Source organism: Arthrobacter sp. P1_B11, from assembly GCF_056406715.1.
Genome location: NZ_JBFTZQ010000034.1, coordinates 26,281 through 48,697, shown reverse-complemented (window position 1 = coordinate 48,697; position 22,417 = coordinate 26,281). Strand labels below are relative to the sequence as shown.

The 22,417-nt window shown below is 64.3% G+C and carries 22 protein-coding genes and 1 pseudogene; 13 read left to right on the top strand and 10 right to left on the bottom strand.

The features are described from left to right. Positions 1–408: aldehyde dehydrogenase family protein (locus tag AC1D14_RS20095; RefSeq protein ID WP_476969084.1), on the top strand; the 408-nt coding region annotated here is incomplete at its 5' end. Between the two features lie 201 nt (positions 409–609). On the opposite strand, the gene AC1D14_RS20090 is transcribed toward AC1D14_RS20095, so the two are convergent. Then, entirely contained in the window at positions 610–879 is a 270-nt protein-coding gene (locus AC1D14_RS20090) for a DUF5808 domain-containing protein (protein ID WP_476969083.1), read from the bottom strand. On the opposite strand from AC1D14_RS20090, the gene AC1D14_RS20085 reads away from it, so the two are divergent. After that, a complete protein-coding gene (locus AC1D14_RS20085; protein ID WP_476969082.1) occupies positions 782–1,480 on the top strand; it encodes an SDR family NAD(P)-dependent oxidoreductase in 699 nt (232 codons plus the stop codon). The two genes, AC1D14_RS20090 and AC1D14_RS20085, sit on opposite strands and share 98 nt — an antisense overlap. Positions 1,481–1,492: 12 nt before the next feature. Here AC1D14_RS20085 and AC1D14_RS20080 read toward each other — a convergent pair. Then, positions 1,493–1,561 (bottom strand): annotated as a pseudogene (locus tag AC1D14_RS20080) (carbonic anhydrase); the annotation flags it as partial. A 229-nt stretch (positions 1,562–1,790) separates the two neighbouring features. Between AC1D14_RS20080 and AC1D14_RS20075 the strand changes: the two are divergent. Continuing rightward, entirely contained in the window at positions 1,791–3,299 is a 1,509-nt protein-coding gene (locus AC1D14_RS20075) for an FG-GAP repeat domain-containing protein (RefSeq protein ID WP_230117325.1), read from the top strand. 226 nt (positions 3,300–3,525) lie between these two features. On the opposite strand, the gene AC1D14_RS20070 is transcribed toward AC1D14_RS20075, so the two are convergent. Further along, positions 3,526–3,915, bottom strand: a complete 390-nt coding sequence (locus AC1D14_RS20070) for a VOC family protein (protein WP_476969081.1) — start codon at positions 3,913–3,915, stop codon at positions 3,526–3,528. 773 nt (positions 3,916–4,688) lie between these two features. Here AC1D14_RS20070 and AC1D14_RS20065 point away from each other — a divergent pair. From AC1D14_RS20065 to AC1D14_RS20055, 3 genes are all read left to right on the top strand, one after another. After that, positions 4,689–4,943 (top strand): hypothetical protein, encoded by a 255-nt coding sequence (locus tag AC1D14_RS20065; protein WP_230117327.1) that lies wholly within the window; start codon positions 4,689–4,691, stop codon positions 4,941–4,943. Positions 4,944–5,017: 74 nt separating this feature from the next. Further along, a complete protein-coding gene (locus tag AC1D14_RS20060) occupies positions 5,018–5,209 on the top strand; it encodes a helix-turn-helix domain-containing protein (protein WP_230117328.1) in 192 nt (63 codons plus the stop codon). 870 nt (positions 5,210–6,079) lie between these two features. After that, positions 6,080–7,690 carry a Wadjet anti-phage system protein JetD domain-containing protein gene (locus tag AC1D14_RS20055; RefSeq protein WP_476969080.1) on the top strand — a complete coding sequence of 537 codons (1,611 nt, stop codon included), beginning with the start codon at positions 6,080–6,082 and terminating at the stop codon, positions 7,688–7,690. Between the two features lie 36 nt (positions 7,691–7,726). On the opposite strand, the gene AC1D14_RS20050 is transcribed toward AC1D14_RS20055, so the two are convergent. Then, positions 7,727–8,512, bottom strand: coding sequence for an IclR family transcriptional regulator (locus AC1D14_RS20050; protein WP_230117331.1), 786 nt, complete (start codon positions 8,510–8,512; stop codon positions 7,727–7,729). A gap of 179 nt (positions 8,513–8,691) precedes the next feature. On the opposite strand from AC1D14_RS20050, the gene AC1D14_RS20045 reads away from it, so the two are divergent. Both AC1D14_RS20045 and AC1D14_RS20040 read left to right on the top strand, forming a co-directional pair. After that, positions 8,692–9,510, top strand: coding sequence for a maleate cis-trans isomerase family protein (locus AC1D14_RS20045; protein ID WP_476881761.1), 819 nt, complete (start codon positions 8,692–8,694; stop codon positions 9,508–9,510). A gap of 12 nt (positions 9,511–9,522) precedes the next feature. After that, complete coding sequence (locus tag AC1D14_RS20040) at positions 9,523–10,911, top strand: SLC13 family permease (RefSeq protein WP_476881760.1); 1,389 nt, start codon at positions 9,523–9,525, stop codon at positions 10,909–10,911. A 73-nt stretch (positions 10,912–10,984) separates the two neighbouring features. On the opposite strand, the gene AC1D14_RS20035 is transcribed toward AC1D14_RS20040, so the two are convergent. Beyond that, positions 10,985–11,614 carry a flavin reductase family protein gene (locus tag AC1D14_RS20035; protein ID WP_476969079.1) on the bottom strand — a complete coding sequence of 210 codons (630 nt, stop codon included), beginning with the start codon at positions 11,612–11,614 and terminating at the stop codon, positions 10,985–10,987. Positions 11,615–11,657: 43 nt separating this feature from the next. Between AC1D14_RS20035 and AC1D14_RS20030 the strand changes: the two genes are divergently transcribed. After that, positions 11,658–12,593: a haloacid dehalogenase type II gene (locus AC1D14_RS20030; protein WP_476875947.1), complete on the top strand. Its 936-nt coding sequence runs from the start codon at positions 11,658–11,660 to the stop codon at positions 12,591–12,593. A 91-nt stretch (positions 12,594–12,684) separates the two neighbouring features. Here the strand turns inward: AC1D14_RS20030 and AC1D14_RS20025 are convergent, their stop codons facing one another. Both AC1D14_RS20025 and AC1D14_RS20020 read right to left on the bottom strand, forming a co-directional pair. After that, positions 12,685–12,840 (bottom strand): hypothetical protein, encoded by a 156-nt coding sequence (locus tag AC1D14_RS20025; protein ID WP_476969078.1) that lies wholly within the window; start codon positions 12,838–12,840, stop codon positions 12,685–12,687. Next, positions 12,837–12,962 (bottom strand): hypothetical protein, encoded by a 126-nt coding sequence (locus AC1D14_RS20020; RefSeq protein ID WP_290369711.1) that lies wholly within the window; start codon positions 12,960–12,962, stop codon positions 12,837–12,839. The genes AC1D14_RS20025 and AC1D14_RS20020 overlap by 4 nt, the downstream gene beginning before the upstream one ends. A gap of 243 nt (positions 12,963–13,205) precedes the next feature. Here AC1D14_RS20020 and AC1D14_RS20015 point away from each other — a divergent pair, with 243 nt between their 5' ends. Then, a complete protein-coding gene (locus AC1D14_RS20015) occupies positions 13,206–13,994 on the top strand; it encodes a GntR family transcriptional regulator (protein WP_476969077.1) in 789 nt (262 codons plus the stop codon). A 98-nt stretch (positions 13,995–14,092) separates the two neighbouring features. Here the strand turns inward: AC1D14_RS20015 and AC1D14_RS20010 are convergent, their stop codons facing one another. Together AC1D14_RS20010 and AC1D14_RS20005 are read right to left on the bottom strand one after the other, a co-directional pair. Beyond that, positions 14,093–15,373, bottom strand: coding sequence for a S8 family serine peptidase (locus tag AC1D14_RS20010; RefSeq protein WP_476969076.1), 1,281 nt, complete (start codon positions 15,371–15,373; stop codon positions 14,093–14,095). A 182-nt stretch (positions 15,374–15,555) separates the two neighbouring features. Continuing rightward, on the bottom strand, positions 15,556–16,104 hold the full coding sequence (locus tag AC1D14_RS20005) for a TetR/AcrR family transcriptional regulator (RefSeq protein WP_476875945.1): 549 nt from the start codon (positions 16,102–16,104) through the stop codon (positions 15,556–15,558). 115 nt (positions 16,105–16,219) lie between these two features. Here AC1D14_RS20005 and AC1D14_RS20000 point away from each other — a divergent pair, with 115 nt between their 5' ends. Then, positions 16,220–17,629 carry an MFS transporter gene (locus tag AC1D14_RS20000; RefSeq protein ID WP_476881757.1) on the top strand — a complete coding sequence of 470 codons (1,410 nt, stop codon included), beginning with the start codon at positions 16,220–16,222 and terminating at the stop codon, positions 17,627–17,629. 297 nt (positions 17,630–17,926) lie between these two features. On the opposite strand, the gene AC1D14_RS19995 is transcribed toward AC1D14_RS20000, so the two are convergent. After that, positions 17,927–19,489: an amino acid permease gene (locus AC1D14_RS19995; RefSeq protein ID WP_476969075.1), complete on the bottom strand. Its 1,563-nt coding sequence runs from the start codon at positions 19,487–19,489 to the stop codon at positions 17,927–17,929. A 599-nt stretch (positions 19,490–20,088) separates the two neighbouring features. Here AC1D14_RS19995 and AC1D14_RS19990 point away from each other — a divergent pair. Further along, positions 20,089–21,492: a DUF6421 family protein gene (locus AC1D14_RS19990; protein ID WP_476969074.1), complete on the top strand. Its 1,404-nt coding sequence runs from the start codon at positions 20,089–20,091 to the stop codon at positions 21,490–21,492. Next, positions 21,489–22,250, top strand: coding sequence for an SDR family NAD(P)-dependent oxidoreductase (locus AC1D14_RS19985; protein ID WP_476969073.1), 762 nt, complete (start codon positions 21,489–21,491; stop codon positions 22,248–22,250). The genes AC1D14_RS19990 and AC1D14_RS19985 overlap by 4 nt, the downstream gene beginning before the upstream one ends. The last annotated feature ends 167 nt before the right edge of the window (positions 22,251–22,417 follow it).

The following is a 22,417-nucleotide window of genomic DNA, read 5'->3' as shown; positions in this document are numbered from 1 at the left end:
GCCAGGGATTCCGGCGCGCGCGTGCTGCTCGGCGGCAACCCGGCCATGGACCAGCCGGGCTACTTCTACCCCACGACGCTGGTCGCCGACATCGACAACGACAACCCCCTCGTGGCCGAGGAACAGTTCGGCCCGGCCCTGCCCATCATCCGCTACCGCACCGTGGACGAGGCCGTCGCCAAAGCGAACGGACTCGACGTCGGGCTTGGCGCCTCGGTCTGGTCCTCCGATCCGGCCCGCGCACGTGCGGTCGCAGCCCGCATCGAGGCCGGCACCGTGTGGATCAACAAGCACGGCGCCGTTGACCCCCGCGTCCCCTTCGGCGGCGCCAAACAATCCGGGTACGGCCTGGAATTCGGCGTCGAAGGCCTCAAAGCCCTCGGCATCCCCCAGGTCATCAACGGCTGAGTTGGCACTTCCCCACTGATCCGGGCTGTCTAGAGCGGCCGGCCGTACGGGTGGTCCACCCACGGTCCGGCACCCTCTTCCGGGCACGCAAGGTCGGCGCCCTTGCGCGTGCTCCAGAAGTCCGCGGGGCAGCGGGCTCCCTGCCCGGACGGCAATCGGCATTTGAGAACTCTTGCCTTCATCATCGCTTGTCCATTGGGTTCAGCCGCCAAGGCGGAGGGTGATCAGCAGGCTGATCAGAGCGACCACGCCGGCCATGAGTATCGCTGCTCCGGGATTGCCGAAGTTCAGGGTCCATCCCAGACCGAACCTGCGCGGAACAAGCAGTGTGTGGTCTTCCCGGTTGATGTAGATCAGGCCACCGCGCCAATACTTGTCGTCGTCCCGGTGCGTCAGGCCGGAGTCGCGCCCGCCCTGGTCCCGCTCCCTGGTCCAGACCCTGACATCCTCCGGCGGGCAAGCCACGGCCATGCCCGTCGACGTCACCGATGAGGACTCGGTGAAGAACCTGCTTGCAGGGATCAGTGAGCGGTTCGGGCGCCTCGACGCCGCGGTGAACAACGCCGCAGGCGGCGGCCGCACTCCGGCGCCCCTGAGCGACTGGGCCAGCGAGGACTTCGACAGCGCAATCGCCGTGAACCTCCGCGGAGTCTTTCTGTGCATGAAGTACGAAATCGAACTCATGCTCGCGACAGGAACCGGTGCGGCGATCGTGAACATGTCCTCCACCGCAGGCGAACAGGGCGTCGCCGGCCTAAGCGGCTACACGGCCAGCAAGTTCGGCGTCGCTGGCCTCACCCGCGTCGCCGCGCTCGACTACGCCGCCCACGGAATCAGGATCAACGCGATCGCTCCCGGACCAGTACTCACCGACCGGCTCGCCGAGGCGGGCCAAGCCGCCCAGGAGCGCGTGGCCGCAACTGTTCCGCTTGGCCGGATCGGCACCCCGGGCGATGTTGCCGCCGCAGCACTCTGGCTATGCTCGGACCAATCCTCGTTCGTCACAGGCACCGTTCTCACCGTCGACGGCGGCAGGCTCGCAGGAACGCCTGCCTTCAACACCAAGAACTGACGGCGCCGAGGAGACGTCACCGAGGCCGACGTCGAAGATGATCTCCGCGGCGAGACGGGGGTCCGCGCAGCCAAAGATGATGAGGCCGGCCCCCCGATTTGGTGTCCTAAGGCAACTTCTGTGCATTCGTTCCGATCTTTTCCCAACTTCCGGTGACCAGAATGGCGTACGTCCCGGGCAATGCCCCGTCAGGCCGAACCGTGGGACGGGCAGCCGGACCAGGCACACGCCCCAAACAGCGCCGGGCCCGGTTACCATCAAGCACGCCTACCAGCCTGAACCATCTGTTCAGCCGACATTGGAGCGCAGCATGATCAAACAGCTCAGCAGGTTTGGGGTTGTCGGAGTCACGGCGGTATCCCTGATTTGGGCGCTGGCGGTGGGAGCCGCTCCGGCCCAGGCGGCAACATGCCAGCCCGGAACCCCTGCCCCCGCAGACACCTATCCGGGGACGGCGGTGATGGCTAATAATCTCGAGTCCGGGACGCTGGCCGGGTTCACGCCAACGACCGGAGGCACGGGAACCGCCACCGTCTCCTCGGCCCAGTCCCATTCGGGAACCTGCGCCGCGTTCCTGCACGCCACCACTGATGCGGGCTCAGTGGCCAAGCTGTCCGTGCCCCTGCCGGCGGCCACAGCCACGGCCTATGCCGACGGCTGGTTTAACATCACCCAGGCCGGGGTGGCAGGCAACGACGTCCCGTACTTCCGTTTTTTCTCCGGCAGCTTACGGGTCGCCGATATTTACCGGTACAACTCCAACGGGCAGCTCTGGCTCCGCGTGACTTCGCCTACCGGATCCTTCGTCTATACCCGGCTGATCCCCTCAAGCATCACGCTCAGCGCCTGGCACCACGTTGCTATGCGGGTGACCGCGAATGGTCTCGGAACCGAAGTGCAGGTGTGGTTCGACGAGACATCCGTGTACTCCAGCAACCAGGTAGCCAGCGCGGCCACCACGCTCAACGCGGTCCAGGTCGGTGCGGAACATTTCCAGCAAATGGGCGACAGCTACATTGACGATGTCATCATCAACGCCTCGGATCAGACCAACCCCACTCCGCCTGCTCCCCCTCCGCCCAGCACCAGTTCATCGATCCGGAGCGCCGCGGACGTCGTGGCGGCCGGCCCTGACGGCGCGCTGTGGGACTACCCGGCAACCGGCCAGGGCGGGTTCCATCCCCGGCAAAAGATCGGCATCGGCTGGTCCGGGCTGGCCAAAGGGTTCGTGGCGGACTGGAACAGCGACGGCGTCTTCGATGTCATCGCGCAGTGGAAGGACGGCCGGCTAAGCTTCTACCCCGGAAAACCCGGCGGCGGATTCGCCGCGGCGCAGGCGATCGGCACCGGCTGGGGCAGCTACCACATCACCGTCGGCCACTGGCGCAAAACCGACCAATATCCGGGAATCCTTGCCTACGACGCCGCCGGGACCCTCTGGTACTACGGCAACAACGCCGGATCGTCGCTGTCACCCCGCATCAAGACCGGGGTCGGCTGGGGAGGCCTGTACCTCACCATGACCGACTTCGACCAGGACGGGGCGCAGGACCTGCTGGCCAAACGCAGCGACGGCAGGCTCGTGCTGTACCGCTCCACCGGAACCGGCGGCTTCGTCTCCGAAGCCAGGCGCACGGCGGGCGCCGGGTGGAACAGCATCAACAGCATCACCAGCGTGGCCGGATTCACCACGGGAAGCTCAGGGCTCATGACCCGGCTCAGCGACGGCCGTCTCGCCCATTACCCCTTCAGCAAGGGCATCTGGGGCGCGCGGACCATCGTCGGCACAGGCTGGAGCAGCTACAACATCTTCCGCTAGGACCACCGCCAGTTCCGGCAGAGCTCCCTCCTGCCGGGACGGGTCTTCGTATCGCCGGAAGATTTCGACGCCCAGCTCGGTCGGTGGCTTCGCAAGGCCTACTGGCCGTCCGTCGTTCCGCACTTCAGGCCGGTCACCACAGCGGCACGGCGACGTCCGGCGGCCCGGCTTTCGGGGAGTCGAGCTCGCCGTGGCGCAGCTCGGCTCCCTGGCCAGTGCATTGGGATCAGGAGGCGGCGAGCCGCGCCTCGGGAATCGTCGGCTCGAATAGTTCGATCGGATTGCCCGACGGGTCTTCGATCAGTACTTGATTTCCGCCCACACCCGTCACGATGTCATTTCGGAACTGCACGCCGGCGTCGCGAAGGGTCCGCACGACTGCCGCGAGGTCTGCCACCTCCAGCGTGAATCGATTCCAGCCGCCCGGGGCGGGAACGGTCCCGTCGGGCATGCTCTGGCCTCCTCCGCCTTGGCCGCTCGGAGCGCTGAGCAGCAGCCTCAGATCACCGCGGTCGAGCATGGCAAAGGGCGGCGCGGGATGCATGACGAGCGTGAATCCCAGATGTTCGCGGTAGAAGTTGACTGCGGCATCGACGTCATCGACGATGTAGCGCACGCTTACGGTGGCGATGGGGAGACCTCCTTGCTCTGAACTCAGAGATACGCGCCACGTCGCGGCGTGTCAACACGCGGAGTGTCTGATATGCCCGCGGGGTCACACTGGATCGATGCCAACCCAGCAGGGTAGGGCAAGATCGGTGATGAGGCGTAGCAGCCAAACGGGCACCGATGGCATGCCCGCTTCGCCCAGTCGATGTTTGCATTGCGCCGCTCTAGCGTGGCGCGCCCGAGGCCCGCCTGTCCCCCATCGGCGGGCCTCCGGTGGCGGGACGAGTGCGGCACCAATCTCGGGTAACTCTTGGATTTGTCCTGCACCTATCCTTTCCAACGGATTCCTACTGTTGAAACATGAAGACAAAAGCAGCCCTCGCACTGACCCTCACCGGCATCCTCCTCTCCGGATCCGATGACAGCGGCGGCCATGGCGGCCACGGCAGCGACGACTGAACTTCCGGCCACCTCCTGACCGCCGCACCATCCCCGCCACCACAGCGCGGCCCTCCTGTACATCACGTACAGGAGGGCCGCGCTCATTTCGATCCGTGCATGAGGCGATCCAGATAGTCCGGCCGGCCAAAGCAAGTACTCACGAGGTGTTACCAGTGGTTGGGGAGAAGTAATTGAGGTACTTGGTACTCATGTGAGAGCTGGGAATCGGGTTTAGCGTTGTCCTACGGTGCCAACCCGGTACGGAAACCATTTTCCGCAGGCCAAACCGGACCCGCACCAGTGAATCAGCGTTGATCGCACTGTGAAGGAGTGATCCTTATGGGGGAAATCCCTGCCCGCAGGTCGGCTACCAACACTCGACCCTGGCGGCTGTCCGCTTTCGTCAACGAAACCATAGCCCGAGCACGCACGGCGGCTGTTCCGTTCAAGGTCGGTGAGGTGGTCGTCGTCGACGATCCCTTCAACGGCCGCAGGGAAGGCCAAGTGGCCGTCAAGAACGGCACTTTGGTGGGCCTGCAAACCGCAGACCGCATCTTCTTCTACGACCATCGGCAGCTGAGACGGCCAGATTAGCTGCCCCTCCACAGTCCTGCCAATCCGCTCAACCATCCCCAACCATCGGCCCGAACCCCGGGAGCCTGATTGAAATGTCCATTGCAAACCTGCACTACCTGACAATTGCCGAAGTGGCCGCGGCCATGCGCGTGTCCAAGATGACCGTCTATCGGCTGGTCCGGGCCCACGCATTGGCCTCGGTGCGCTTCGGCAACTCGTACCGCATTCCCGAAAACGCCGTCGAAGAGTACATAAGGAAGGCCGGTGATTCCGCGGATTCCTGAGACCGATTCGCGGACATTCCGGTCCTGTCTATGGGTCATACTGGGCACAGGGCGGAATTCCACCCCATTCGGCCTAAAAATCATCACTTGGGCCATGGAAGACCTGGACGGCGGCTCTCCTTGGTGATGCTGCGCCGATCAAGCTGGGGAAATAGGGAAAGCCCCTCGGGAGGGGCTTTCATCGGGATTGGACAGTGTTGCTTGGATTGGCCAGCGGTGATGCGCTACTCCTCCCCGGGCTTTCTGTCGCCCATGCCGGTTTCAGTAGAAAAGACTGTAATACGCTCTCCGGATTTCGTCCAACCCCTCTCCGGGCCGCCGTCCGTGCGCGAAGTGCGGGCACTTCAGATTCTGGCCATGGACGGGACGCGAATGCTCATTGACTTCATCCTCCTATTAATCGATATCGCGCTTACGTTCCTGGAGCACCTGTTCCATCACGGATTGCCCGCACGCAAGGGTAAGGTCCGTAAGAGTCTGGAACGCCGGAAGGCTCAACGCTCCGAAAACCCGGAGCGCTGATTCTGCGCAGAGATTCTGTGCGACCTGCGGTTGGCCGGTTGATCGTCTATGTGGACACCCCGGCTGCACTCAAATTCGTCGTCGAGGAAAGCGAGCCCACCGCCTGCAGACGGACGTGCTGATTGCCTACGACGTCGGCCTGGTCACCGCAGCCACCGACGCCGGACTTGCCATTTTCCCCGGGCATACCGCGGCAGCACCCTCCCCACGAAGCCCCGAGGCTCAGCGCTGGCTGCCATCGACGCGGAGACCGCACGGCTGACTGACCAGTCCCGCACCCAGCGGCAGCCGTTCGAAACCTACGCTGCCGCCGCGAAGAACCTGGGACTGCGGCCGCCGGAAGACCGGGTGCTGTTCGACGCGAACCGGGCCCGGCTTGAGGAGGTCGAATCGCAGCTCGGCGCCCACTCCGATGAGCTTCAGGAGAGCCGCACCGCGCTGACCATCACCCGCACCGAACAGACGGCACGGCTGACCGAGATCGGAAACGAACTGCGCAGCCTGCAGTCCCGTCCCAACCTGCTGCCGCTCCCCCAGCTGGAGCTCCGCCGTCGGCTGTGTGACGGCACCGGGATCGCGGAGACTGCGCTGCCGTACGCCGGCGAACTGCTGCGGGTCCGTGATGGTGAAGGCGCATGGGAGGGCGCGGCCGAACGCACCCTGCACGGCTTCGCATTGTCCCTGCTGGTGCCGGCCGAACACTATGCAGCCGTGAGCAGCTGGGTGGATGCCAACAACCTGCGCAGACGGCTGGTCTACCTGAGAATCGGGGAATCGCCGGCACCCAGGGCGGCCGAGCCGGGCACCCTTGCTGCCAAGATCGCCATCAAGCCGGGCACGCCGTTCCGAAACTTCCTGCTGGATGAACTTGCCACCAGGTTCGACCATGTCTGCTGCGATACCGTCGAGGATTTCCGCCGGTATCCCAAGGCGCTGACCGTCAACGGCCAGCTCAAGGGCGGCCGCGGCAGGCACGAAAAGGACGACCGGCGGGAGCTCGAGACGGCCGAGGCTGAGATCGCGTTTGTTGGCAAAGCCCGAGAGGCAAAGCGGTTCCAGGAGCTGGCGGAGTGTCTTGCTGGGCTGGATCCGCAACTGGCCGTTTGGGCGGCGCGGCGCCCGCTGAAATTGCTTGAGCTAGACGATGACGTTCTGTCCGCCGCCCGGGCGGCGCTGTGGCTTCGGGACAATCCCACCCCGGGAATCTACGTCCGGCAACTGGGACTGCCCGGTGTCCACACGAAGTTCATTGAGCGGCACCGGCAGGTTATTGATCAGCTGCTCGCAGGCGTTGCGCCTGGCTCAGATATGGATGAGGTGGAGGCCGACACGGAACCGCCCATGGAGACGCCTGCGCCGGATGTTGCCCTGGACGATGGCGCCGGCCGTACTCCGGCGGCACGCTTCGCCCGCCGGCACGGGTTCCTGCATCCGCCGGAGCTCGTCCGGTTCCGTGTTCTGGATCCCGCGATTCTTGTTCTGGGCGATGCCCGGGACATCACCGTGACCGCCGAGGCATTCAGCGCGCTGCAGCTCCCGGTGCACACCGTGATCGCGACCGAGAACCTGGTCAACTTCCTCGCACTGCCCGAACGGCCCGGCACACTGGCACTCTACGGAGCCGGGTGCGGCTTTTCTTCGCTACGTGATGCCGCATGGCTCCGCGAGTGTGAGGTCCTGTACTGGGGCGATCTGGACACCCATGGCTTCCGGATCCTGGACCAGCTGCGCGCAGTGCATCCCCACGTGGCCAGCGTGCTGATGGACGAGGAGACGTTGCTGGCACACCACGATGCGTGGGGAAGAGAGCCGTCGCCGTCGAGGGCTGCACTAACAAGGCTGACAGCGGAGGAAGCCGCACTCTATGAAGCGCTTGGCAACGACACCTACGGATCCGCCGTCCGCCTCGAGCAGGAGCTGATCCGCTGGGACTGGGCGCTCAAACAACTCAGAGGATGAGCTCGTCGAACCCCCAGCCGGCCGCCTTCAGCAGACTTAACCGACCGGTTGGCTCCCGTCATACCCCAGCGCACGGCTGGCTTCCAGGCCTGCACGGGCCACCACCGGCCCTAGCCGTTCCACGTCGGCAGGCCCGATCCGCTGGGTCGGGAATCCCAGACCCATGGCACAGGCGAGCCGGCCGGCGTGGTCGAATACGGGTGCGCTGATTGAACCCACATCTTCATGCCGTTCCCCGAAAGCCGCATAGAACCCCTGTTCCTTGGCCACCTCCGCTTGCTCCCGGAGCATCTCGACGGATGCCGGGGTGTCGGGGGTGAAGCGGTCAAGGCCGTGGTCCTCCAGGGCGCCCCATGCCTCCGGATCAAAGGCCAGGAAAATCTTGCCCGGCGCCCCGGCGTGTAGCGGCATAACCATGCCCACCAGGAAGGGCCGCATCACCACGTGACGTGTCTCGGCCACGGCGACGATGGTCCGGAACGCCCCGTCCCGGACGTACAAGCATGCCGTTTCGCCGGTCTCATCGCGCAACTGCTGCAAAACCGGCTTCACGAGCCTGACCACGTCCAGCCCGAACGTCCCGGGGGTAGCCCATCGGACCAGCCCGATGCCGATCCTGTACCGGTCCCCGTCGCGGTCCAGGAAGCCCTCCCGCAGCATGTTCTGCACCAGCCGCTGGCACGTGCTGGACGGCAGGCCGGTCTTCCGGATGATCTGCTGCAGTGTCGGCTCCGGAGCCTCGACCGAGAAACAATCCAGGATCTCCGCCACCTTGTGTAGGACCAGCAGGGGTGGGCCCCCGGCTCCCGATTCCGTTGCCACCGTTGACGTCCCTTCACTTCACTGATTGACCTCGAGCAGCCTTCAGCTTAGTCAGCTGGAAGCTGGCCACGGGATCGTGACCTATTTGACATTCTATTCGCGAGACCCACATCATGGAAACCTAACCCACCAAGTGGGTTTCACTCGACCAGGCCCCAGCACAAAGACGTGGAGAAATCATGAGCACACCCCAAAGCACCTGCGAAACCGCGCCGGAACCCAAGCGCCCCGGCTCCTCCAGGGTGGGACTGATCGTTCCCAGCTCCAACACCACTATGGAGACGGAATTGCCGGAGCTGTTCCGCCGGCAGGCCCAGGCAACCGGCCACAACTACACCTTCCACTCCGCCCGCGCCGGCATGAAGAAAGTCACTCGGGAAGAGTTGCTGGCTATGGTGGGCAAGGCAGCCGACTGCGCCGAGGCTGTTTCCGACGCCGATGTGGACGTCATTGCCTACGCCTGCCTGGTCGCCGTGATGGCCCAGGGTCCCGGAGCCCACGAGGGCTCGGAGGAAGTAATCGCGGACGCCGCCGCCGGAAACGGGCACCCTGCCCCGGTGACCAGCAGCGCCGGTGCCCTAGTCCGCACGCTGCAGGAAATCGGCGCGCTTAAGGTGGCCATGATCACCCCCTACATGAAGCCGCTCACCAAGATGGTGGTGGACTACATCGAGGGCTCCGGCATCACCGTACTGGACGCCATCAGCCTCGAGGTGGCGGACAACCTCGAGGTCGGCTGCCTTGATCCGCAGAACCTGCCCGCGCTTGCCCGCAGCCTGCAGCGCGAAGGCGCGGACGCCGTCGTGCTTTCCGCCTGCGTCCAGATGCCGTCGCTGGCTGCGGTCCAGGCGGTGGAGGACGAGCTCGGCCTGCCGGTCATCACGGCGGCCACGGCCACCACCTACGAGATCCTCAAGGCGCTCGGTCACCAGCCCGCCATCACCGGAGCGGGCAGCCTGCTGTCTGGCGCCGGCGTCCTCACCTCCGCGAACTCCTAGGCGGCTGGCACCATGTCCCTATCACTCATCGCATTCCTGGTCCTGGTAGCCGCCTTCGCGATCGGATCCTTCACCAAGATCAACGCCGGCCTGCTGGCCACGGTCGCGGCGTTCGGCGTCGGAACCCTCCTGGCAGGCATGTCCATCAAGGACGTCATCGGCCAGTTCCCCGCCGGGCTGTTCTTCATCCTGGTGGGCGCCACACTGCTCTTCGCCATTGTGCGGATCAACGGGACCATCGACCTGCTGGCCTACTGGGCTGAACGGCTCGCCGGCGACCGGAAGATCCTGGTCCCCATCCTGATGTTCCTGCTGACGGCCGCCTTGGCTTCGGCCGGCGCGTTCACCCCCGCCGCTATCGCCATCGTGGCGCCGGTGGGCCTGGCGCTGGGCATGCGGTTCGGCATCAGCACCCTGGCGATGGGCCTGGTCATCGTCCAGGGCGCCAACGCCGGTGCCTTCTCTCCGGTCAACCCCTTCGGCGTGCTGGCCAATAAGATGCTGGACGGCGCCGGGGCCGCGGACGGTTCCTTCAAGCTTTACGCCTACTGCTTCGTCTTCAATGCCATCCTGGCCGCGATCGCCTACGTCCTGGTCCAGGCCGTCATGAAACGCCGCACGGCTCTGGCGGCAGGTCACCAGGCCGGTGTGGCCGGGGATGCAAAGCACGACGGCGGCGCTGCTGCTCCCGCTGGAAGCAGCGCGTCAGGTCCGTCCGGGTCCGGAACGGCTGTGCTCACCGCCCCGGCGCCCACTTCTGTGGCTGCCGTAAGCACCACCAGGACTGGCCCCGAGAAAGTAGCCGCAACGCCGATGCGGATCCTCACTTTGGTGGGCATCGCCTCCCTTCTGGTTCTCACCACGGTTCTGGGCCTGGACGTCGGAGTCGCTTCGCTGATCATTGCCACAGTGCTGATCGTCCTGGACTCGGGCGTGCAGAAGCCGGCAGTGGAAAGCATGCCGTGGTCTGCGATCATTCTGGTGACCGGCATCGTCACCTACGTAGGCATGCTGGAAAAGATGGGCGCGCTGAAGGATCTTCAGGAAGGTATCACCGGCCTTGGCAACAGTTCGCTTGCCGCCCTGGTCACCAGCTATGTGGTGGCCATAGTCTCGGCCTTCGCCTCAACCACCGGCACCCTCGGCGTCATCAGCCCGGTGGTCGCACCCATCGCTATGGATCCGCTGCTCACCCCCATCGGAGTAGTGACGGCCATCGCCATCAGCTCCTCGGTAGTTGACGTGAGCCCGATGTCCACCAGCGGCGCCCTGCTGATGGCGAGCGCGCAGCCCAAGGACGAGCGGATGTTCTTCCGGGCGCTCCTGCTCTGGGCCATCGCGATGATCGGCCTTGTGCCGCTCGTCGTGTGGTTCGTGTTCGTCCAGTTGGGCCTCGGCTGAGCACCGTACATCGAAGGGAAAGGGGTGTCCTGCGTGGCAGGACATCCCTTTCCCTTCTTAACGCGGCCTGGCTTCAGCGGCGTCCGGCCTTCGGGCGGAAAGGCCCCGGCCAGTCCTTGAGCCGGATCCGTTTGAGGTCCTGGATGGTGCCCAGCGTGCCCCACTCGTCCAGGCCCAGCCGGGTCAGCGGCTCGAGCAGGTCAATCCGAGGGTGGCTGCCGTCCAAAACCGCGTCGCTCACGGCAGCGTGCGTCACTTCGCCGAAGACCAGGATTGAGTCTCCCATCGGCAGGACCGAGTGCAGGCGGCATTCGAGCACCGCCAGCGATTCTTTTACCCGCGGCGCACCCACGGTGAGGCTTGGCTCCCGCGTGAGGCCAGCGGCGTCAAACTCACTGACTTCGGGCGGAAAATTGGTGCCGGTGGCGTTGACCTCCTCCAGCAGCGCGGCCGGGGCGAGGTTCACCACGAATTCTCTGGACTCGGTGATGTTGCGTAGAGAATCCTTTTCCCCCACCGAGGTGAACTGCACGATGGGCGGATTCGTGGACGCCACAGTGAAGAACGAGTGCGGGGCCAGGTTGTCAACGCCCTCCGCCGAGACACTCGATACCCAGGCGATGGGCCGGGGTACCACCACCGCAGTCAGCAGCCGGTAAAAATCACGGGCGGACGTCGCCTTGGGATCGAAATCAGTGCGCATGGTGCCAGACTATCGGGCAGGGAACATGGGAAGGAAACAGGATATGACGATCCAGCCATACCGGTCACCGTCAACCGGGTGCGGGATCCGCGCCGTCCTCTTCGACACCTTCGGCACGGTGGTGGACTGGCGTACCGGCGTCGCCCGGCAGGCGGCCGCCTTCGCCGCGACGCGTGGGCAGCACCTCGACGCCGAGGCGTTCGCCGATGACTGGCGCGCCCTCTACCAGCCGGCAATGGAGGCCATCCGCTCCGGCTCCCGCGAATTCGCCACCCTGGACACACTCCACCGCGAAAACCTGGACCAGGTGCTCCGCCATCACGGCTTCGATCCGGACCGGCTGGACGCAAGAACCCTGGAAGAGTTGAACACATCCTGGCACCGTCTGCCCCCATGGCCGGACAGCTTGGAAGGTCTGTCCGCGATCCGCCGTAGCTACATTGTGGGTCCCCTCTCCAACGGCAACACCTCGCTGTTACTGGACATGGCCAGAAACGCCGGCCTTCCGTGGGACGTGATCATCGGCTCGGACATGACGCGCACGTACAAGCCGCTGCCCAAGGCCTATCTTCGGACTGCGGAGTTCCTGGACCTCAAGCCCGGTGCTGTGATGCTCGTGGCCGCCCACAACAACGACCTGCACGCTGCCCGGGACGCGGGATTGGCGACGGCGTTCATCGCCCGCCCCACCGAATACGGCCCGGGCCAGGTCGCGGACCTGACGCCGGAGAGCGATTGGGACCTCTCGGCATCGAGCATCACCGAACTTGCCGGCGGGCTCGGAGCGGCAGAGGCGGGATGGGCGCCCTCTCGCCGGACGTCGCACCATAATGCTAACGCCCACGGCAAGGCGGCAAATGCCATCGTGAATCACGGGCTTCCGACGTCGTTGTACCCGGCCGCAGCGTCGGGGAACGCAGCGGCTCCCACGAATGGTCAGCCGTCCGGATCGGCAGGACCCTCATCAGCCGGAACATAGTCACCGTGGTGGTGGACGAACTTCCACTCGACAAGATCGAGCCCCGAAGGGCACCACGTCCGGTTCTCCACGGCATTGGCAGGGCCCAGATTCAGTCGCCGTCGTAACGGGCAAGTGCTTCCCTGTAGACGGCGGCGGTTTCATTGTCGCCCCTCGCGGTGTACTTGGCGATGATGTTCGCCAGGTCGCGTTTGATGACCCAATGCGCGTCATACGGTTCACGGGAACGGGGAACGTAGTCGTTCATGATTTCCCACTGCCTTGCGCCTCTTCACGCTCCAGCAGATAAAGCAGAAATGCCGCCTGATTGTCGATTTCCCTCTGTTTGCGCGGGGAAATCCAGTCCAGCAATTCTTGATCGTCAGCCATGATGTCCACTCCTTCCGGCTATGAATTGATGGTGACCCCGTTCGGGCAAGATCGGCGAAAGTTTCACGAAAGATAGGCGAAGGTCTTGCCTGCGGCAGCTTTGGCACGGCCGAACACGACATCGAGGGTGCGCTTTTCCCCAGTGGACGCGTCGCCTACATAGGTCCGCTGGCGTTGTCCAACAAACGCGTCACACCCCGCGGTACGCTGGACTTCCCCGACCAAACGCAAGCGAGGCATAACGTGCACGAGGACGCCGCCAGGTTCCTGTCCCAGCCGGTGGAGGCCAAGCCCGGCTCACCGCTCCGGGTTGCCGTCTACTCCCGCATCGCCGAGGCAATTCGCAACAACCTGCTGACGCCCGGCTCGATGCTGCCCACAGAAACCGAGCTCGGCACGGACATGAAGGTCAGCCGCACCGTGGTCCGCGAGGCGCTCATGCTCCTCGAGGAGGACGGCCTCATCCGGGCCCGCCGCGGCGTCGGCCGGTTCGTCTCCGACACCCTCCCCCGCATCGGCATCGAGCGGATCCGCCCCTTCGAGGAAGTCCTCGGCGGCCCCGGGCAGCACATCGAGATCAAACGCGTGCAGAGGGAGCGGCAGCCCGCCTCCGAGTTCGTCGCCCCCGGCATCGGCGTCGAACCAGGCGCCGACTGCTGGCTCTGGGAATCGGTCCTGATCCGCGACGGCGAGGCCATCGCCCACCTGCAGGAGAACATCTCCGCCGGGCCGGTCAGCTTCGGAAGCGGTTCCGCTGCCCTCTCGCCGTTGGAGCTCGACGACGACGGCGGGACCACGCTGCTCGCGGCGCTCTACAAACGCGGTGGCCGGGTAGTGGGACCCGGTGAATGCCAGATCGGCCTCAGCCAGGTAGGGCCCAGCCGGGCCAAGCTCCTGGACCTGCGGGCATCGGATCCGGTCCTCGTGCTGACGCAGTACGTCAGGCACGCGAACCGGCCCTTCTACCTGGCCAAATGCCTCATCCCGGACCGCACCGGGCACCTCTCGGTGATGCAGTCCCTCCAGTCCTGAGCCCGGCTCGGTCCGATTGAGCTTAGGCCGCCCTGGTCCGCTTGACACACAGGGGCCCCGGCCGTTCATGCGGGCCCCGGCCGTTCATACGGCCGCGGCTAAGGGCAGTTACCACCGACCGCCCTGCAAGCGTTCACGCGGCCATTGGCCCAGTAGGTGCCTGTACCGAAAATCGGGTCAGCGGTTGATTCGACTTTTTCGCGGACTAATGCGTTTGCGGTCCCGGCAGGTGAGCTCCAGACAAGCGCGGCAACGGCGGCGACAATGGGTGAGGCCATTGAGGTACCGCTGGCAATGTCATAACCCATGGACCGGCCGTTCTGCGTACCCAGGACGAAGGGGTGGATCGGGAAGGTCGAGTAGACATTGACACCCGGCGCCGCGATATCCACCCACTTACCGTAGGTTGAGAAGGATGCTTTGTCGTCCTTGTTGTCGGTTGCAGCCACGGCAATAACGTTGGGATACGCACCCGGGTAGATCTTGGCCTGGGTACCGGCGTTGCCGGCCGCAGCAACTATCACTACACCCTTATTCCAGGCGTTATTCACGGCAGTTTCGAGCGTGCGCGAAGAGACTCGCTGTCCGAGACTCATGTTGATCACCTTGGCGCCGTTTACAACCGCCCAGTCGATGCCCTTAGCAATGGCTGAGCTGGAGCCAGACCCGCTGTCGTTAAGCACTTTGGCATCCAGGATGGTGCAGTCCGGGCACACACCGGCGACACCGGTGGAGTTGTGGGCGGCGGCAACGATGCCGGCAACGTGGGTGCCGTGGCCGTATTTGTCGTAGTCCTCAGGATTAATAATTTTCGTATCGCTGAAGTTGGTCCGTGCGACGACCTTCTGCGAGATGTCTTCGTGGTCCATTGCGACACCTGAATCGACGATGGCAACCCTGATGCCGCTGCCGGTCGCGAACGTCCACGCTTCGACGGCGTCCACATCGGCGTCCACGTCACCTGTGGCTATGGTTTGCGTGTTGGCGGTGTTAGTGAATGACTGGCCAACGTTCTGCAGGGCGTACTGGCGGCCGAAATACTGGTCAGCTGTATCGGCAGTAACCAGCTCGTCCGGCTCGGCGTACTCAACTGCCGGGTTCCGGCTTAAGGCTTCGATGAGTTGAAGTTCTTTACCGGCCGGTACCTTGATGAGTTGAGCGCCGGTACTGCCGATACCGGGGCCTTCCTTGAGGCCGTGCTGGCGCAGTACGCCGGCTGCCGCACTCTTGTCGCGGAATTTGATCATGATTTGTCCCGCGATGTGTGACGACTGGGTCGCCTCGCTGCCCGTGGTCACTGCGTTGCTCGGGGCTGCCAATGTGATTGCGCCGCAGCCTATGACTACCGCCGCGAAACTAGCTATAACGATTCTTTTCATGGGGAGTATCTTGCTTCAATCTGCACCGGCTAGATAGTGTCTGCCGCCGCATGACGAAGCGGTCCGGCGACTGGAGCGCCAAACGACAGCAGCGTGTCCACCGGGGCGTACATTGCGGAGCATATCGCCGGGCGGTGAGGTCTGCACTGTCAGATTTGCCTCGAATGCGTTCCCTGAACCCGTCAGGGAGCGAGCAGTCCGTCAGCGACGATCGCAAGCATCGATGCCACTGATTCGGCGGGAAGCTCGCTGTTGTCTGCCACTGCAGCCATCCCGCCAACAAGCCGACTGATTTGCATTGCCTCGACGCCGGGGCGCAGGGCCGAGTCCAACCCGTCAATTAGGCGCTGATTCGCATTGACGTAAGTAGTGCATTTTGCTGCGAATGGAGACCCGGGATCGCCCAGCGCAGCAGTGATCCGCGCGGCTGCACCCTTGTGTTCTGTCAGCATCGCCGCATAGTCGGTCAGCCAGGTCAACAGCTGCTCCCGCGCGGGGGCGTCGAGCGAAAGCGCGCTGTCGACTGCCGCGTTGACCTTCTCCGCCCAGGCCTCAAGGACTGCGTCGTACAGGGACTCTTTGGTCGGGAAGTGCCGGTACAGCGTGCCGGGGCCCACCTCGGCCCCCTTGGCGACCTCGTCCATCGAAACCGCGTCGAAGCCTTTGGCGCGGAACAGCGCACGTGCAACCTCCACGATCCGATTGCGGTTGCGTTGGGCGTCAGCGCGCACAGAAACACCTTTCAAAACATTGTTGCCAAACGGAGAGCGTCTCCGTATAGTTCTAACCGGAGCATCTCTCCTCTTAGTGTACGTCAGCCCATCGGCTAGAACAGGACACCACCCCATGACATCCACAATCGCCACACGGGCGCCCGCCGGGATCGCGCCATCTGGCCGCCGCGCCGGCAGCATTGGCCTCTGGCTGGTCATGCTTGCCCAACTCATGCTTGTCCTCGATGCGACGGTCGTGAACGTCGCACTCCCCCACATCGCCACCGACCTCGATTTCACCCGCGCCCAGCTCAGCTGGGTCCTGAACGGCTACGCCGTCGCCTTCGGCGGCCTCCTGCTGCTCGGCGGACGGATCGGAGACGTCTTCGGCCGTCGCCGCACCTTCCTTGTGGGCGTCGCGGTCTTCACGGTCTTCTCGCTGCTCGGCGGCCTGGCCACCTCACCTCTACTCCTCGTCATCGCACGCGCCCTCCAGGGCCTCGGTGCCGCGTTCGCCGCCCCGAGCGTGCTCGCGCTCATCACCACGAGCGCGCGGGACGACGGCGCGCGGAACCGGGCGCTTGCGTTGTTCTCCGCTGTCGCCTCGATGGGCGGCGCGCTCGGGCTCATTCTTGGCGGCCTGCTCACCGACATGGCCAACTGGCGGTGGACCCTCTTCATCAACGTGCCGATCGGCGTCGTCGTCCTCCTTGCCGTGCCGCGCCTCGTCGCCGAAACTCCCCGGAGACCCGGGCGCTTCGACGTGCTCGGAGCGGTGACCGCAACGGGCGGCGCCGTCGCCATCGTGTGGGCCCTTATCCAAGCGGGCGACGACGGCTGGTCCAGCCCCCGCACGATCGGCGGACTCGTGGTCGGCGCAGCGCTGATCACCGTGCTCGCCTTCACCGAGCGGAGGGTGGCCCACCCCCTGCTCCGCCCGCAGCTGCTCCGCAGCCCGAGCCGGGTGGCGGCGCTGGCGGCAATGGCGGCCACCTATGGCGGGATGCTGGCGATGTTCTTCCTCATGGTCCAGTACCTCGAAAACGATCTGCACCTCACGCCACTGCTGACGGGGCTGGCGTTCCTGCCGATGCCCCTGAGCATCTTCGCGATGTCGCGGATCGTCCCGCGACTGGTCGAGCGCTTCGGGGCCGTCCGCCTCGTCATCCTCGGCGCCGCCCTTCGCGTGGTCGCCTTCCTGCCGCTCACGCAACTGAGTCCGGACACCCCCTTCGTGATCGTCATGGCTGCCCTGCTCTTGACGGGAATCTCAGCCGGCATGACGTTCATGCCGCTCACGACGCTCGCGCTTCGCAACGTCGAACCCGAACACGCAGGGTCCGCCTCTGGGCTTTTCCAGACAATGCAGCAACTTGGCGGCGCCGTTGGACTGGCCATCGTGGCCTCGACCTACGCGGCCTTCGCTGTCCCCGGCGACTTCCTGACCGGCGGACGGGCCGGGTTCTGGTCGGCGACCATCCTGTCCGCCCTCGCGCTGGCAGCCGTCGTCGGGTTGGTCATCAGACCTCGGAAGATGGCATGAGGGCACCCGTTCGCTGGAGACCCTAAGTCCGAAGTCATCGCCGCCAGCCTGCCCATGCGTGGCTGTTGGCCTCCGCCATCCCGGTGTTCAGACCGAAGGCCGACGTATCTGCTGGCTGGGGTGCCTCGAGGCTAGCCTCGGACGGGTCAGAAACGGTCGATATTGACCTGGGGGAAGAGCGAAGCCGGGTGCAATTCTCACCCGGCTCTCCCTTTCTGGTCTAGATCCCGCGTTCTAACCCTTCTGGCCCTCGGCTACCGCGGGGCCTCGCAATGCGTGGAAGCCCGCGCAGCATGGTTACTGGGTGCCGCCCCTGGGTTCGTCCTCGCGGTCCTTAGGTGCCGTGAGATCCATCTCGAGCAGCGGCACCACTTTGGACTTGGTGATGAAGCGGTGAGCCAGCCATAGAACGATGAAGACTGGCAACCCGATGTAGGAGGAAAGCACCTCCATGGTCCGTCCGGCAAGGACAGCCTCGTAGTTCTGTCCCGCGATTACCAGTATCAGCAAGGCGAAGGCCAGCAGTGGGCCAATGGGGAACAAGGATGCTTTGTATGTCAGGTCGCTGACTTTGTTTCCCTGGGCCAGGAAGCCGCGCCTGAAACGGTAGTGGGAGACCGCGATTCCCGCCCAGACGATGAAGCCGCATAGGCCTGACATGTTCAGCAGCCAGGAGTAGGCTGCACCCTGACCGACGATCGCGGAGAGGAACCCGAAGAGTCCCACGGCCGCGGTCGCCAGCAACGCCGGGATCGGCACACCACGCGCATTGGTTCGGCCGAAGATCTTCGGGGCCATGCCGTCATGGGCCATGGCGTAGAGCATCCGGGTGGAGGCATAGAGTCCGGAGTTGCCCGCGGACAGGATTGCGGTCAGGATCACGGCGTTCATCAAGGCCGCTGCGAAGGCGATTCCGGCGCGCGAGAAGACCAGGGAAAACGGCGACGCTGCAATGTCGGACTCGCCGGAGGCCAGCAGGCTCGGATCGGTGAACGGGATCAGGCAGCCGATGATAAAGATGGCACCAATGTAGAAAAGCATGATGCGCCAGAAGACAGTGCGGATAGCCTTCGGCACTTCGCGACGCGGGTTCTTGGCTTCGCCTGCGGCGACTCCCACGAGCTCGGTGCCCTGGAAGGAGAACCCGGCAACCATGAAGACCGAGATGATCGAGACCCAACCCCCGTGGAACACGTCATCCCGGTTTTCCCAGTTGCTCAGTCCCGGAGAGTTATCCCCGAGGATGCCGAAAATCATCAGCACGCCGGCGATCAGGAAGAGCACCACTGCGCTGACCTTGATCAGGGAGAGCCAGAACTCCGACTCACCAAAGGACTTCGCCGAGAGGGCATTGAGCCCGGTCAACACCAGCAGGAAGATCCCGGCCCATACCCATCCTGGGACCCCCGGGAACCAGAAGTCCATGATGATCCCGGCCGCGACCAGCTCGGCGGCCACCGTGATGGCCCAGTTGAACCAATAGTTCCAGCCGATCGCGAACCCAAAGGACGGGGAGACGAAACGGGTGGCAAAGGACTGGAAAGAACCGGCGACTGGAATTTTGGCCGCCATCTCGCCCAGTGACTGCATCAACAGGAATACCATCAGCCCGACCAGCGCGTAGGCGGCCAACGCACCGCCGGGACCCGCCTGGGAAATGGTGCTGCCCGAGGCCACGAACAGCCCGGTACCGATCGCACCGCCGATAGCGATCATCTGCAGGTGGCGGTTGTTTAGCCCGCGCTTGAGTTCGTTGGTGGTTTCGCCGGAAGCGCGATCTGCCCCTATCGCAAGGGAGGGCCCCTGTTGTGCTGTTTCCTGGGGTTTGATGTCTACGGCAGTTCCGCTCGTTGGTGTCATGCAACACCGCCAAGGGAGCTAAGAATCAGTCCTGAACCGGAGCAAAGAGCGGTTTCAGGGGTGGTGCCGGGAGCAATAGCCCGATCACTTTTTTGCGTGTGGGAGCCAAGTCCCATGGTGCCTCCGAAAAGGTAGCTGCGGTGGATTTAAGCCTTCCGGAGCCCCGGGCCGGGAAGGATGGTGATCAAGCTAACACAGGTGAAGGAGGCGACCTTTGGCGTGGCGAATGTTGCACGCCCGACGGGTCAAGTCCTTACGCATGGGCATGGGTTACTCGATTTCAGCGTAAGGGTTGCTGATTTGATCGCACTTGCCGAGTAAGCAGCTCTGTCGATCTGCTATGGCACGCGGCCGGCGTTAGGCGAATGACGCCAGGCGTGTCCGCGAGCCACCCGAACAACGCTGGAGCCCCGGCCTATTCAATCGAGATGCGCGGTTTGTGGGATGCCCAAGGCACCCGACCTTAAGGTCAAGCGCAGGCATAGCAGTGAAGAGACGGCTGCTAGCAAAAGGATTCCTTATGCATGAGAGAATAACCCTTCACGAATGCTTACGCACTGCTAGCTTCTTCAGGAATCCCCTCAACGGAAGGAACGAGCATGTCTGTAATCGCAAACCCGGAAGTGACAACCACCCGGGCAGAAGACCTCAAGGCGCTCCCGGCATGGCAGGCTCTGAAGGCAGCCGTCATCGGGCTGCAGCAGGTTCAAGTGCAGGACGGTTCCGTTCCGGAACCCGCTGACCACGGCCAGGCCCGCCAGTATGTCGGCATCATTACTGACTCAATCAACGACCTGCGCCCCCACCTCCCCCACGATTTGGACTACCTTGAACTGCTCGTGCAGGACTTCCAGCAGTGGGCGTCCGAGGGCTTCGTCGTACCGGATTTCCTCGACTCATTGGTAGCCTTCCACCCCGAGCAGTGGCGCATCGATGGGCTGCCGCACCTGGTTGTGTTCCCCATGTACACGCAGAACGGCAGCACCAACCGCTACTTCGAGGCCGTCCTCATCGAGGTCATTTGGCCCTCTTTCGTCGCTGAACTGGTGGCAGCAAACTACTCCAACAAGCTGTTCGTCCCCATCAGCTTCATCGATTTCACGCCCGGCTATGACACGAACTCCGCAGTTCTCTTCCCCGAGAGCGTTGCGGTCCGGAGCACCCCCTCCTTCACTTGGGGAGGCATTTTCGCGGACCGCGAAGCTGCCCGGTTCCGTCGCGTCCTAAAAGCTGCTGCCGACATCACTTCCCTGGACCTGCCGGCTGACGCCGCGGAATTCATCGACGACCAGCACCTTACGGAGAAGACCTTCGTGATGTGGGATCTGATCCATGACCGGACCCACATGCGCGGTGACCTGCCCTTTGACCCGTTCATGATCAAGCAGCGGATGCCGTATTTCCTGTACTCCCTGGAGGAGCTCCGCTGTGACCTGACCGCCTTCCGCGAATCAGTCCTCATCGAGCGGGACGAAACGGCTTCCGAGGACGCCCGCAAGCACGCCAAGCTGGTCCAGTACGCCGTGATCTTCGACCGCATTTTCCGCTTCGCGATTACCGGGAACCGGGTCCGCAACTACGACGCAGTGGGCGGCCAATTGCTGTTCGCCTGGATGCACCAGCACCGAGTCCTGCACTGGACCGATGGAAAGTTGAGCATCGACTGGAAGGACGTCGCCGGCGTGGTCGTCGAGCTGGGTCTCCGCATCGAGGAACTCTACTGGCGTTCAATCGACCGGCCGAAGACCGCACACTGGCTGGCTGCCTACGAGCTCGTCTCGGAAAGCCTCACCCCCCACCCAGCCTCCGTGTGGGCCAAGGGACCGGAGGCCCTTCCGCTCGAAGGCCCTCCCCGGGGTCTGACGGACCAGATCCTTGATGACGAATTCCCTCTGTCGATGTTCTACGAGGCTCTGGAGAAGAAGATGTCTTCGGTCATTGAATCAACTGCCGGGATCACCGGTCAGAGCCCTGTGAAGACTGAGGGCGAGGCGGGCGCATGAGCCAGGACCTCTCGGGCCGTACGGTCGTCGTCGCCGGTTCGACAAGCGCTGCCGGCGTCGCGGTAGTCCGCACCCTCTCGCAAGCAGGGGCACGCGTGACCGCCGTGGACATTCTTGAGGACCGAGTGCAGGAGCTCTCGGCAGCGTACGACAACGTCACGGGCTATGTCTGCAACCTCGCGGACCTGCAAGCCGTTGAGGACTTGGCGACGTCTGTCCGGAACGATCTGGGTCCCGTGGACGGCCTTATCCATCTTGTAGGAGGGTGGCGAGGCGGTACCGGCATTAAAGGCCAGACGGATGAAGACTGGGGTTTCCTGCACACCAGCGTCCTCACCACCCTGAGGAACACCAGTCGCGCTTTTTACCATGACTTGGCTACCTCCCCTGCGGGTCGCCTGGCCATCGTTTCCGCACAGTCCGCTTCCTCGCCGACAGCGGACGGCGCCGCCTATGCCGCCGTCAAGTCCGCCGCTGAGGCATGGACCCTGGCCGTGGCCGACGGATTCCGGCACCTGCAGGGAGGAAACGAAAGCCCCCTCTCCGCTCAGCACTCAGCCGCCCTGGTCTTCGTCGTCAAGGCTCTGGTCGATGACCGGATGCGCGCAGCCCAGCCCGAACGGAAATTTCCGGGCTTCACCGATGTCAGTGTCCTTGCCGACGCTGTGCAGCGGATCTTCGACCTGGAGGCAGAACAGATCAACGGGCAGCGCTTGCCCCTCACGGCCGGCCACCTCGTGGGCGGCGCACCGGCATGAGCGTCAGCGTTGATACCAAAGCAGGCGTCCCGCACGTACTGGCGGGGCGCCTGCACGACCCGGCATACCGGGGCTTCGCCCTCAGATAACTACGCCGGGGCTCACCCGGAAATCATCGAAGCAGTTCAGGCAGCCAACGAAGGCCACGTCACAGCATACGGCGAAGA